This window comes from Candidatus Diapherotrites archaeon (assembly GCA_040755695.1).
Classification (GTDB): Archaea; Iainarchaeota; Iainarchaeia; order Iainarchaeales; family 1-14-0-10-31-34; genus JBFMAK01.
Map to the genome: position 1 here is coordinate 71,524 of JBFMAK010000003.1, position 12,601 is coordinate 84,124.

At 31.1% G+C, this 12,601-nt stretch carries 12 protein-coding genes; 9 read left to right on the plus strand and 3 right to left on the minus strand.

Features of this window, described 5'->3' with window-relative positions; genetic code table 11:
- Positions 1-6 precede the first annotated feature (6 nt).
- The 9 genes from AB1467_05550 (at position 7) to AB1467_05590 (ending at position 9,457) form a co-directional block, all read left to right on the plus strand.
- Positions 7-921 carry an NAD-dependent epimerase/dehydratase family protein gene (locus AB1467_05550; protein ID MEW6295723.1) on the plus strand — a complete coding sequence of 305 codons (915 nt, stop codon included), beginning with the start codon at positions 7-9 and terminating at the stop codon, positions 919-921.
- A gap of 144 nt (positions 922-1,065) precedes the next feature.
- Positions 1,066-2,025, plus strand: coding sequence for a dTDP-glucose 4,6-dehydratase (rfbB, locus tag AB1467_05555; protein ID MEW6295724.1), 960 nt, complete (start codon positions 1,066-1,068; stop codon positions 2,023-2,025).
- Positions 2,026-2,037: 12 nt separating this feature from the next.
- Positions 2,038-2,766, plus strand: a complete 729-nt coding sequence (locus AB1467_05560) for a sugar phosphate nucleotidyltransferase (GenBank protein MEW6295725.1) — start codon at positions 2,038-2,040, stop codon at positions 2,764-2,766.
- Positions 2,767-2,820: 54 nt separating this feature from the next.
- Positions 2,821-3,390 (plus strand): methyltransferase domain-containing protein, encoded by a 570-nt coding sequence (locus tag AB1467_05565; GenBank protein MEW6295726.1) that lies wholly within the window; start codon positions 2,821-2,823, stop codon positions 3,388-3,390.
- Between the two features lie 10 nt (positions 3,391-3,400).
- Positions 3,401-4,372 carry a glycosyltransferase gene (locus AB1467_05570; protein MEW6295727.1) on the plus strand — a complete coding sequence of 324 codons (972 nt, stop codon included), beginning with the start codon at positions 3,401-3,403 and terminating at the stop codon, positions 4,370-4,372.
- Positions 4,369-5,475 carry a glycosyltransferase family 4 protein gene (locus AB1467_05575; protein ID MEW6295728.1) on the plus strand — a complete coding sequence of 369 codons (1,107 nt, stop codon included), beginning with the start codon at positions 4,369-4,371 and terminating at the stop codon, positions 5,473-5,475. The genes AB1467_05570 and AB1467_05575 overlap by 4 nt, the downstream gene beginning before the upstream one ends.
- 3 nt (positions 5,476-5,478) lie before the next feature.
- Complete coding sequence (locus tag AB1467_05580; GenBank protein ID MEW6295729.1) at positions 5,479-6,855, plus strand: oligosaccharide flippase family protein; 1,377 nt, start codon at positions 5,479-5,481, stop codon at positions 6,853-6,855.
- A gap of 11 nt (positions 6,856-6,866) precedes the next feature.
- Entirely contained in the window at positions 6,867-8,219 is a 1,353-nt protein-coding gene (locus AB1467_05585; GenBank protein ID MEW6295730.1) for a hypothetical protein, read from the plus strand.
- Complete coding sequence (locus AB1467_05590) at positions 8,219-9,457, plus strand: nitroreductase family protein (protein ID MEW6295731.1); 1,239 nt, start codon at positions 8,219-8,221, stop codon at positions 9,455-9,457. Before AB1467_05585 ends, AB1467_05590 begins: the two co-directional genes overlap by 1 nt.
- Before the next feature lie 36 nt (positions 9,458-9,493).
- Here AB1467_05590 and AB1467_05595 read toward each other — a convergent pair whose 3' ends face one another.
- From AB1467_05595 to AB1467_05605, 3 genes are read right to left on the minus strand one after another with little or no spacing between them, the layout of a single operon-like run.
- The gene (locus AB1467_05595; GenBank protein MEW6295732.1) at positions 9,494-10,414 is read right to left on the minus strand and encodes a radical SAM/SPASM domain-containing protein; all 921 of its coding nucleotides are present in this window, start codon (positions 10,412-10,414) and stop codon (positions 9,494-9,496) included.
- The gene (locus AB1467_05600) at positions 10,411-11,457 is read right to left on the minus strand and encodes a glycosyltransferase family 4 protein (protein ID MEW6295733.1); all 1,047 of its coding nucleotides are present in this window, start codon (positions 11,455-11,457) and stop codon (positions 10,411-10,413) included. Before AB1467_05600 ends, AB1467_05595 begins: the two co-directional genes overlap by 4 nt.
- Positions 11,457-12,593: a glycosyltransferase family 4 protein gene (locus AB1467_05605; protein ID MEW6295734.1), complete on the minus strand. Its 1,137-nt coding sequence runs from the start codon at positions 12,591-12,593 to the stop codon at positions 11,457-11,459. Before AB1467_05605 ends, AB1467_05600 begins: the two co-directional genes overlap by 1 nt.
- Positions 12,594-12,601 lie beyond the last annotated feature (8 nt).

Consider the following 12,601-nt stretch of genomic DNA (forward strand, 5'->3'; position numbering starts at 1 on the left):
AAAAAAATGTCTCAGGAAAAAATCCTTGTAACAGGAAGCAGCGGATTCCTCGGGAGATGGATTGTGCCATTGCTTGAGGAAAAAGGAAAAGAGGTTTACGGCATGGAAAAAAATGCAATGGAGAAAAGTGAACGCTTATTTGAGGCTGACATCACGAATTTTGCTGAAGCCCAAAAAATTGTTGGAAAAATTAAGCCTGACTACTGCGTTCACCTGGCGGCCTATGCAAGGGTTTCTCTTGCAGAAAAAAATGCCCTTGAATGCTTTGAAACCAATGTTAAGGGCACTTGGAACGTGCTTGAAGCCTGCAGGAAAAATAAGGTGAAAGGATTTGTGCTTGCCTCAACCACTAAGGTTTACGGACAGCAAAAGGGAGAAATAATTTCAGAGGAAGCCTGCTTGAATCCGGCAAAGGTTTATGCAACCACAAAAGCCTGTGCTGAAACAATAACCAGAAACTATTTTTATGATTTTGGCATTCCAACTGTTTCACTGAGGAATTCAAATGTTTACGGCCCAAAAGACTATAACTTCAGCAGGCTTGTACCTGGAACAATAAAAAGCGTCCTTAAAAAAAAGAACCCCACAATAAACGGTGACGGAACAACCTTAAGGGATTTCATTTTCGCAAAAGACACAGCCGAAGCCTTTGCTTGCGCAATAGAAAAAATCCAAGAAATCGGAGGCCATTCATTCAATATTGCTTCAGGGAGCCAGCAGAAAATTATTGACATAACAAAAAAAATTATTGATTTAATGGGCTCAAAAGCTGAAATTGAATTCAACAGGAAAGCAGAAAAAGAGGAAACAGAAAAGAATGTCTCAATAAAAAAAGCAAAAAAAATTTTGGGCTGGAAGCCAAAGACACCGTTCGAAAAAGGAATAAGAGAAACAATAAAATGGTACGAAAAAAATCCCTAGAATTGTTTCTTTTTTGTACCATAAGCAATTTAAACAAGCCGGCAAATAACTTAATAAAAAGCTTTTTCAGGCATACTTCTATAAGGTAAAAAAAATGATTTCAACTACTGTTAAAATATTTAAATTTTTAGGAGGAAAATTTAAATGAATTATCTGGTTACAGGCGGGGCAGGATTCATAGGAAGCCACTACATAAAATTCTTGCTGGGTTATGACCCGAAAGCAAAAATTGTGAATTTGGACAAGCTCACCTATGCAGGGCGCCTCGAAAATTTAAGGGAAATAGAAAAAAACCCCAATTACAAATTCATCAAAGGAGACATCTGCGACAAGGAAACAGTATCAAAAGCAATGGATGAAGCGGAAATTGTAGTGAATTTTGCGGCAGAAAGCCATGTGGACAGAAGCATTGAAAACGCTGCAGACTTCATTAAAACAGATGTACTAGGCGCATATGTCCTTCTTGAAGAGGCAAAAAAAAACAAAGTTAAGAAGTTCATTCAGATCTCAACAGATGAGGTTTACGGAAGCATTGAAGAGGGAAAATTTTTTGAGGACAAAAGCGTTTTGATGCCGCGCAACCCTTACTCCGCAAGCAAGGCAGGAGCAGACAGGCTTGCATACTCGTATCATGCTACGTACGGCCTGCCGGTGATAATTACAAGGTCATGCAATAATTACGGAAGCCACCAGTTCCCTGAAAAGGTCATTCCGTTATTTATAACGAACCTGCTGAAAGGAAAAAAAGTTCCATTGTACGGCGACGGCCTGAATGTAAGGGACTGGCTTTACGTCAAAGACAACTGCGAGGCAATACAATTATGTATAGAGAAAGGAGAAAATGGAGAGGTATACAATATCAGCGCAGGCAATGAAATAAAAAACATTGAATTAACAAAAACAATTCTTGAAGAGCTAGAACAAGGAAAAGAAATGATTGAATACGTGAAAGACAGGCTAGGCCACGACAGGAGATACTCACTGGACAGCAACAAAATAAAAAGGCTTGGATGGAAACCCAAAACAGAATTCCAGAAAGGAATAAGAGAAACAATAAAATGGTACAAGGACAATGAATGGTGGTGGAATCCGCTAGTAAAATAAAAGGTGAAAAAAATGAAAGGGGTAATTTTAGCAGGAGGTACAGGCACAAGGCTTATGCCTTTAACAAAGGTTACAAACAAGCACCTGCTTCCAATATACGACAAGCCAATGATTTACTATCCATTAGAGGCATTAAAAAGCGCAGGCATAACAGACATAATGGTTGTAACAGGCACATACCATGCAGGCGCAATATTCTCTCTTCTTGGTTCAGGAAAAAATTTTGGGGTGAAATTCACTTACAGGGTGCAAGATGATTCCGGGGGCATTCCAAGCGCAATTGCATTAGCAGAAGATTTTGTGGACAAAGACAAATTTGTCTCAATCAACGGAGACAACATAATATTTGAGTCGCTCAAGCCTTTTGTCAAGGAATTCGAGAAAGGCAAGGAGGAAGCAAGGATAATGCTCTATGAGGGCACAAAAGAGGAAGCAAAAAAATCAGGCGTTGCAGTAATAGAAGGAGAAAACGTAATAAAATTAATAGAAAAGCCAGAAGAGCCCCCAAGCAATCTGATTTCAATTGGAATTTACATGTACACACACGAAGTATTTAACATAATAAGAAAATTGAAGCCCAGCTCCAGAGGAGAAACAGAAATAACAGAAGTAAACAGCGAATACATAAAAAGGGGGACATTGAAAGCAAGCAAACTCAAAGGCAAATGGCTTGATGCAGGAGACTTTAATGACCTGCTTCACGCAAACATTAAAACAAAAGAGTTACTTGAGAAAAAATGAATTATTAAGTATCTTATTACTTTAGGCAAATATTATAAGGAATAAGTGAAATTAATGCAGACAAGGGTTGATTTAATTTTATCTTACACAAAAGGCAAAATTCTTGATGTGGGTTATGTGTGCGGCACCCTACACCAGCAACTCATAAAAAAAGTTAGAAAAAGAAATATTTACGGTCTTGATACAGAAACAAAAAAAGAAAACAATTATTACAAAAAAGGTAATGCCGAGAAAATGCCTTATGCCAATAAAAGTTTTAATACTGTTGTAAGCGGGGAACTGATTGAACACTTAAAGCACCCTGAAAAATTTATTAAAGAGAGTTATCGAGTTCTAAAAAAAAACGGCGTACTAATTATCACAACCCCAAACAAGTACAGTCTAATTAACATTATAACCAAATCTTACAATGCAAAACTTCATTTCAATTTATTTGGGAAAAGAGAATTAATTAAAATAATAGAAAGAAATGGGTTTAAAGTACTAAAATTTCAATGTTTTCCATACACTGAAGAAAGTAATTATGGAAGTAAACACAAAAAACTATTTTTTTTAAGAGAGTTAATTCATCCCTTGCTTCCCCAACCACTTCAAGAGGAGATGGTTGTCATTGCAATTAAATAAAAATAATATAATGGCTTCAGTAATTATTCCCATGTTCAATGGAGAAAAGACTATTAAAAAATGTATTGATTCAATACTAAATCAAAAAATTGAATTGAATTATGAAGTTATTTTGGTTGATGATGGAAGCACAGATAACACAAAAAATATTATCAGAGAAAAATACGGGAAAAACAAAAAAATAAAATTAATTGAACAAAGTCATGCGGGTCCTGCGAAAGCAAGGAATTTGGGAGCAAAAAAAGCCGGGGGAGAAATTTTAGTTTTTACTGATTCTGATTGTGAAGCTGAAAGTAACTGGCTCAAGGAAATATTAAAACCTTTTAAAAACAAAAATATTGCTGGCGTTCAGGGAGCCTATAAAACAAAACAGGACTGCATAATAGCAAGATATGTTCAAATAGAAATTGAGGACAGGTACGAAAAAATGAGAAAAGAAAAATTTGTTGATTGGATTGGAAGTTATGCGGCAGCATATAAGAAAGATATATTTATTAAATTAGGGGGGTTTGATGAAAACTTTCCTTCAGCCAGCGGGGAAGACCCCGACATAAGTTATAAGATGCAAGAAAGAAAATTAAACCTAGTTTTTAATCAGGAGGCCATAGTATATCATAAGCATCCGGAGAGCCTATTTTATTACTTGAAAGTAAAATTTTACAGAGCTTTTTACAGAATTCCGCTGTACAATAAACATAAACAAAAAATTGTGAAAGATTCTTATACGCCCAAAATTATGAAATTTCAAATAGGAATGGTTTATGGAATATTTTTATTTTCAATATTGAGTGCATTTAATATACTTTATGCAGAAATAAATGCTGTTTTGTTATTGATTTACATTATCTCCTTATTTCCTTTCACTGTTTTTTCATTAAAGAAGGATTTAAAAGTTGGAATAATAAGCCCATTTATTGTAAGCCTTAGGAATATTGTATTTTGTTTTGGATTAATTGCTGGCATTCTTGGGGTAGAAAAATGAAAGTATTACATATAAGCAATCGTTTCTGGCCATGCATTGGGGGGGTAGAAAAGGTAGTAGAGCAGATTTGCCTTGGATTAAAAAAGCAAGGCATTCAAGCAGAAGTGTTGTGCTTAAACAAGTGTGGTCAAGGACAAAAAAAATTAAAAGACTTTGAAACATTTAAGGGAATAAAAATTCACAGAATTAATTTCATTGAACTTAAATATTATAAGATAGCGCCGCAAGCACTTAATTTTGTAAAAGACTATGATATATTACATATTCATGGTTTAGGTTTTTTCCTTGATTTCTTAGTTTTGACAAAGTATTTACACAAGAAAAAAATTGTTTTGCACACCCATGGCGGAATTTTCCATACAAAAAAAATAATGACTTTAAAGAAATTTTATTTTAATTTTTGGGTTAAACAATTATTGAAAAAAGCAGACAGGGTGATTGCAGTTAGCAAAAATGACTATGATCTTTTTGAAAAAATTACCCGAAGAAAAAAAATGACTTTAATCGAGAATGGAATTGATTTTGATTTTTGGGCAAAAACAGAAAATAAAAAACATAACGGCATTAATTTTATTTTCGTGGGCAGAATTTCAAAAAATAAACAAATCGATTTATTAATAAAAGCTATTAGTGAATTAAAAAAATTAAGCCCGCATACAAAGTTCAAGTTAGTCATAGTTGGAGAGGATTGGGGTGCCCTAAAAAAAGGTCTGACAGAATTAAGGAATCAGCTGGGGCTGGAAAAAGAAGTTAAATTTCTCGGCGGAAAAACTGATAAAGAAATAAGAAAAATATATTCTGAAGGAGACTTTCTTGTCTCAGCAAGTGCTTATGAAGGCTTTGGTTTAAGTGTTTTAGAAGGGATGACCGCAGGGCTAATACCAATTGTGAACAACATCGGAAGTTTCAATTATATTATAAAGAATAAAAAAAATGGTTTTATTGTTGATTTCAAAAATCCAAAAGAAACAGCAAGAAAAATTTTAAGAATAATTAAAATCAAGAACAGAGAAGCAATAAAAAAAAAAGCAAAAGAAAAAGCCAGCCATGCTAGATGGGAAAATAAGATCAAACAATTAATTGATATTTATAAATTGGTTTAATCTATGTCTACAGAAAAACTCATTATAAAAAATAGCTTAATTGTTATTTCAAATACGTTGTTTACCAATTTTATTGCTTTCCTAACAACATTAATCTTCATTAGATTTTTAGGTGTTACAGAATTCGGTATGCTTACTCTGGCTTTGTCTGCCATTTCTTTGATCGAGATGATCATTGATTTTGGTATAAGCGGCGTCCTAATTTCAGATATTGCTGTAGAAATTGGTAAAAAAAAATATGGAGCGGTAAAATCACTAATTTTAAGATTTTCCCAGATGCAATTACTGCTTGCGGGGATATTATTTTTAATTACTTTTTTATTTTCATCAGATTTAGCAGGATTTTTTCCAGTAATCCAAAATATTACCACTATTTTAAAGTTAATTTCTTTTATGCTTCTAATTTTTGCAGTTAAAAATATTTTTATTGTATGTTTTAATTCTCATTCTAAGTTTAATTACTTAACTTTACTTCAAAGTGGGGATTCTTTAAGCCGCCTTGGTCTAATATGCATCTTTTTTTTCATATTTCACATTCGAACAATTGAGTTTGTAATTCTTGCATATATTATTGCCGGGCTGGTTAGCATTTTTATTTCAGCACCATTTTTTATTAAAACTCTTTATTATTTAAAAAATACCCCTAGAATAAAAGCAAATCTATTCATTAATTTAATTAAAGGCCACGGAAAATACAATGTTATCATTGGGCAAATAAAAAACTTGCAGGTTAACTTGCCTTACTGGATAATAAACTTAATATTAGGTATAAATGCGGTGGCTATATATTCCACAGCGGTTAAATTACAGTATTTTTTCTTGATTATAATTGATGCAATCGATATGATTTTTGCCCCTCTTATAGCATCAATAATAACCACAAAAGAAAAAGTTAAGATAATTTATAAGAAAATTTCAAAATACGGCTTATGGCTCTCAATTTTAATGCTTATACTCGCATTTACCGTAGTGCCAACTGCAGCAATAATATTTTTTGGTTCAAAATATATTGAAAGCATTCCTGTTTTTTTAATTTTAATTTTAATTTTACCGTTTGGGGCTATAAATATTTCAATCAGGCCGATTTACTTTGCTTATAAAGAACAAAAAACCCTCACAAAAGTCTATATTTTTTCATTACTTTTAATGCTTTTTTTGATGTATATTTTTATAATTCCTTTTGGGTTAATAGGAATTGCAATTGGATATCTGGTTGCCACTTCCCTCGATTTTTTGATTAGGAGGCACATTTTAAAAATCAAATATTTAATCTCTATTGATACAAAAGAGTTTTTTAGATTCGATAAGTATGACTCAAAAATATTGAAAAAAGTAATCAATAAAATAACGATAAGGTCAATGTTTAGTAAAAATAAATAAGGTTCAATAAAATGGAAGAAGAAATAGGTAAAATTATTTTTTGGCTTAATACAATGGAACAGAAAAAAGGTTATGGTGGTCCAGTAGTGCACTACTGGCAAGATTCATTAAATTATATAGGGCCTGGAATTGACTGGAGATATGAAGGATTAATCAATTCATACATAACCTTACTCAAAAAAACTGGCGACCAGCAGTTTTTTAAATTAGCAATTAGAGGAGGCAACCATATAATATCAAGTCAGCTTGATAACGGGAACTTCTTGAATTCAGGATTCGAAGCTAATCCGGTCCTTGGAGGGGGGGCAATCCCGCATGAAACAGCTGTTTGTTTGGCTTTAGTAGATTTAATAAAATTATTAAAAGAAAATAAGTTTAATTGGGATAAGTATTTTGAAGTCCTGACAAAAAATATTGAGTTATATCATTTCAATCAATTATTTGATAAAAAAACTGGCTTATTTTTTCAATATAAAAAAAAGTATGCCTTAAAAAATAAAGGTGTTTTTGTTCCAAACAAAATAGCAACTATAATAGAACTATTGCTTGAAATGCATGAATTAACAAAAAATAAACTTTATTTAAAATTGGCAATAAAAAACGGGAATTTTATAATATCACAACAAAATGAAGAAGAATTTGCGGGGGGTATTTATCAAACTGAATTAAAGGAAAAAATTATTACATATTATACTGCTCGCTGCATTCCAGCCCTCTTAAAATTATTTGACAAAACAAAAGATCAAAAGTATGTAGATTCAGCCATTAATGCTATTAAATTTATTAAAAAAATGGAAAATGAAGATGGTGGCTTTTGTTTTGGATATCAAAAAAAAGATGATGAGTTTAAGTTATACAAATACCCTATTTTTGTTGCTGGGGCTGGCGATATTCTTAGGTCAATAAAATTAACAGAAAAATACGAAAAGTATAACATAAAAAAACATATTAATTGGCTAATGAAAAATATTGATTTAAATGGAGGGATAAGAACGAGTATTGGAATGAACTTAAAAAATAAGAAAACTAACAAACAAACTAAGCTTAGCTGGAAAGATGTAATTCATGTTGTTGGATGGAATGACAAAAGTTTAAGATTTTTTTCTGAATTGATTGAAAAAGATACTGAGATTAACATAGGTGCAGAAAGCGAGGTAGAAATCAATTGTTTGGATGGAATATTTTATGAGAATGAAAAATTTATTCAAATAAGCGGGAACAGGGTTTTTGATAAAAAAAGATATTTTTCTAGCGGAAATGAAACATTAAAAAGATTTGTAATGAATATATCATTATTGTGCCCTGATACATTTACTTTACGACAGTTTGGGAGCAGTATCTTACATTCAATGGGGGTTAAATAATGGATGTTATTGAAGCTATAAAAAGAAGAAGAAGCATAAGAAAATTTATTAATAAAAAAATTCCCAGGAAAAAAATATTTAGATTAATTGAATTAGCCCAGTGGGCTCCAAGTGCATGCAATCAACAAGGCTGGAAATTTATAGTATTAAACGAAAAAAAAATAAAAGAAAAAATAGTAGAAAAAGCCAAATCTTCTCCATTAATATTGAAGGCTCCTACAACAATTCTAATTATTTATGAAAAAAACATTGCAACTGAGGAAAATGCAGACTTAATGAGTGCTTCTGCAGCAATACAAAATCTTTTATTAGCAGCAGAAAATGAAGGCATTTCAAGTGTATGGGTATCACATGTAGGCAAAGAAGAAATACTAAAAAAAATCTTAGGAATACCAAAATATTATTTGATTGTTTCATTTGTATTGTTAGGTTATTCAAATGAAAAAATAATTGCTCCTGAAAGAAAAAAGCCACAAGAAATAATCTCATTTAATAAATTTGAATTTAACAGATGTGGGCTCCCACTAAGCATTTCCCCAACAGAATGGAATACAAAACAGATAATCGAATTCAGAGATAAAACAATAAGACAAACATCTGCTAACGCCAACTCTTTTTCGTACGGAACAAAAAAAGAGTTTGAAAGCGAAATAAAAATAGTATTAAATCTTTTAAACAATAAAAAAGTTGTAGAGCTGCTACCTTATAATGGTACACATATGGTCAGATTGTTAAAAGAAAAAAAATTTGATGAATACAAAATAATCGAAATGTCCAGGCAGCCAATTATATTTATTAATGAAAGAATTAAAGCAGATAATTTGAAACAAAAGATTACCCCAATAATATCAAATTTTCCAACTCTGCAAATCAATTCTAACAGTTATGAAATGATTCTCTGCTTTCAAAAACTTGAAGCCCTCCCAGATTTAAAAATAATTTCTGAACTTAACAGGATAATAAAACCTAACGGAAAATTAATTATTTCTTTTCGAAATAAGGAAAGTTTCTTTGGGGTCTGGTTACTGGCAAAGCGGTTCACACGTAAAAAAGAAAAAGCTTGGGAAATTTTTGAGCCGATAAGTTACTCTAAAATTAAAAGAATTCTAAACAAAAATAAATTTGAAATTAAACAGGAATTCGGGATATCCCCCTCTCCATTTGAAAGGGGAAAAATTATAAGGGATTTTACGGCCAGATTCTGCAAAATCATAATAATGGAATGCATTAAAACCTAGTTAAAAAAATAATTTGCAGAGTTTAAATTATACACACTAATCAATTTTTATGAATTCGCCAAAATCTTGCCCCTGGGTGCATGATTTGCAAAGCGGAAATTCCCTATTAACAATTTTTTTCTGCCGTTCTTTGCATGTTTTGCTTTTAAGCAGTTCTATAATTTTTTTCCCCTTAACTGTTCCAAAATTATATTCCCCTTTTATATCATAGCAACACAAGCCCATCTGCCCATTCCATCGAATTACAGCCTTATTAAAAATAAAATCACAAATTGTTCTTTTTGTTTTTTTTGTATCTCTCTGAAATTTTTTGTTTTCGGGCAACAACTTTAATACATTCGCTGGCTCTATAATCATTGAATGCAATTTTTTCAGCAACAAATAATTTATATTGTATTCTTTACAAAAACTTATTGCCTTTGGGATTTCTTTTTCATTATATTTTGTGACTATATAATTTAGTATTATTTGGGGTTTTTTTGTTTTGAGCGCCTTCTTCTTTAGACAAAAGTTTTTTATATTATTAATAACTTTTGTAAAATCTCCGTTTTTTCTGAATTTTGAATATGTTCTATTTGACATACCATCTAAATCCAACATTATTGTATCAAGTCCTGAATCAAATACCTGCGTTTCAAATTTATCTAAAAAAGTTGCATTTGAACTAAAAAAGGTTTTAATTCCTTTTTGTGAGGCAAGTTTAACCATTTTAAGAGTGTTTTCATTTAGGAGTGGTTCTCCACCCAAGTCAAAGGCGATACTTTTTGCTTTTAATTTTTCCAATTGTTTTAATATTTTTTTGTAGTTATTTAAAGACAGTTCCCCTTTGCTTTTTATTAATTTATTATCACAGCCAACACACTTCAAGTTACAGATATTAGTTGTTTCAACAATAAAATCTTTGGGGGTTATATTGAAAGGCTGCATTAAACGGACTAAAAAATAATTAAAATTCATTTAGAGACTTCCCCTGCAATTTTTTTAAATTCTCTTTTAAATTTATTAAAAGAAAAATTTTTTTTGATATACTTGCGAGAGCTAATTTTTTGATTATAAACCCTTGAATTTATTATTTTTAAATATTCTTCAGCCAGATTATTTTTAACATAGTAAATACCTTTTATGTTTATTTCATTTAATATGCCTGTTCTAAAAGCAATTACTGGGATATTACATGAAAGAGCCTCTAATGGAACAAAACCAAAGCCTTCAAATCTTGAAGGCCAAAGCAAAAAATCTGCAGCAGAAAAATATTCAACCATTTTTTGATGGGGTACAAAAGATTTTATAATCATATTTTTATTTGTTGAATTAACTGGCGGGTATAATATGTTAACAAAATTAATGTGCGGGCACATTTTTGCAAGTTTTACAATAATGTCAAAACCTTTTGCATAATTAGGCCTTCCGACAAATAAAGCAATCTTCTTATTTTGAGGCAAATTCAATTTTTTTATTGCTTTGTTTTTGTTAATAGGTCTAAAAATATTTGTATCAATTGCTGGGTTAACAACTTTACTGTCTAAGCCATAATAATTTTTTATTTGATCTCTTGTAAAATTTGAATTTGAAATTCTCAATTTTGCCTTTTTTGCGCTTAACCTCTCAAAAAAAGAATAAATAAATCTATTTCTAAAGTAATCTAAACTAAATTTAGGTAAAGCACTATCTGCAAAAGGCGCATAACCGCCATGCAAAATGTTTATTATTGGGGCCCTAGTTTTTTTTTCTGGAAGCGCCCACCCATACATTCCATTAACAAAAATTAGCTCTGGAGATATTTCTTTATATTTATCTATAAAATATTTGTCAATTAAATAAGCAATTTTTGGTTCTTTTAAAGGGGGAAAATAAAATTTGTAAGAAGCCGAATTCTTAATTGTATTATTTAAACTTATAGTAATAATATCACCAAAAACTTTATTGAGCTGATCACTAAATACTTCAACGCCCCCTGGAATAAAAGAAGAAGTTGCAAAGGTAAGCAATACCTTAACCATTATTTCACCAACCTAATTAATTCATTCAATGCTAATTCACTAGCTTTTTTTCTTGAAAACATTTGAATTACTAATTTTCTTCCATTAATTCCCTTTACTTTAAACTTTTTATAGTTCTTTAATGATTTTTTTAATTTTAGTTTGAATTCGTTCCAAGAAACAGCAAAATATCCTACTTTGTATTCTTTAAAAAAATTATGTAATGCCCCATTCTTAGGCCCTTTAGCCATAATTGGTAAGCCGGCAGCCATATAATCATATGTCTTTGCAGGCAAACAATACTCCATCAAATTAGGAAGAGGATTCAACCCAATATCTGCAGCAGAAAAATATTTGTAAATTTTATTATAATCAACAGATTTTATTAAATGGAAATTATTTTTTATGCCAAGAGATTTAACAAGCAAAACAATCTCCCTTAATTTTTTTTCGTTTTCTTTAGATAAATCAGAACTTAAAATGAAAATTAAATGCAAATTAAACTCTTTTATTAAATCTTTTAATGATAATAAAATCTCATCCAATTCTTTTCCCCCTGCTGTACCAGCATAAATTAGAACTTTGTCATATGGTTTTATCTCAAGTTTCTTTCTAATTTTTTTTCTTTCAGGATTAGATTTTTTTACCATTACCGGGTCAGACCCATTGCTTATAATCATAACCTTGCCTGCGGGGACCCCATTATCAACTATAAAATTTTTTAAGAAATCCGAAACCACAAAAATTTTATTGGAAAATTTATAACAAAAAAATTCAATTGTTTTAAATAATTTTAATTTTATGCTTTTTTTTGAATGGAGTTTAAGTGATTCAACAGCATAAGTCCACGGGTCCCGAACATCCAGCACAAAAGGAATGCCAAGAATTTTACATTTAATCAAAGCAAAAAATGAATTAGTCATTGGGGGGGAAGTCCCAATTACTAAATCAAAATTTTTATTTATAAGTTTTATTAATTCCCCCACACTTTTATATCTTTTGACACCACTAACTTCTTTTACATTGCCCCCCCTTAAAGGGGCAAAAATTTTTACTTGGTGCCCTTTACTATAAAAATATTCTCTAAAACTGCTAACCCTAATAACACAAGCTCCCTTTTCAGGTGCAGCATATGGGGATACAATAGCTACATTCATAAAAAAAT

Bases quoted from the DNA above. Each gene is read 5' to 3' on its own strand.
- AB1467_05550 (MEW6295723.1), top strand. From the start codon at position 7: ATGTCTCAGGAAAAAATCCTTGTAACAGGAAGCAGCGGATTCCTCGGG.
- rfbB (MEW6295724.1), top strand. From the start codon at position 1,066: ATGAATTATCTGGTTACAGGCGGGGCAGGATTCATAGGAAGCCACTAC.
- AB1467_05560 (MEW6295725.1), top strand. From the start codon at position 2,038: ATGAAAGGGGTAATTTTAGCAGGAGGTACAGGCACAAGGCTTATGCCT.
- AB1467_05565 (MEW6295726.1), top strand. From the start codon at position 2,821: ATGCAGACAAGGGTTGATTTAATTTTATCTTACACAAAAGGCAAAATT.
- AB1467_05570 (MEW6295727.1), top strand. From the start codon at position 3,401: ATGGCTTCAGTAATTATTCCCATGTTCAATGGAGAAAAGACTATTAAA.
- AB1467_05575 (MEW6295728.1), top strand. From the start codon at position 4,369: ATGAAAGTATTACATATAAGCAATCGTTTCTGGCCATGCATTGGGGGG.
- AB1467_05580 (MEW6295729.1), top strand. From the start codon at position 5,479: ATGTCTACAGAAAAACTCATTATAAAAAATAGCTTAATTGTTATTTCA.
- AB1467_05585 (MEW6295730.1), top strand. From the start codon at position 6,867: ATGGAAGAAGAAATAGGTAAAATTATTTTTTGGCTTAATACAATGGAA.
- AB1467_05590 (MEW6295731.1), top strand. From the start codon at position 8,219: ATGGATGTTATTGAAGCTATAAAAAGAAGAAGAAGCATAAGAAAATTT.
- AB1467_05595 (MEW6295732.1), bottom strand. From the start codon at position 10,414: ATGAATTTTAATTATTTTTTAGTCCGTTTAATGCAGCCTTTCAATATA.
- AB1467_05600 (MEW6295733.1), bottom strand. From the start codon at position 11,457: ATGGTTAAGGTATTGCTTACCTTTGCAACTTCTTCTTTTATTCCAGGG.
- AB1467_05605 (MEW6295734.1), bottom strand. From the start codon at position 12,593: ATGAATGTAGCTATTGTATCCCCATATGCTGCACCTGAAAAGGGAGCT.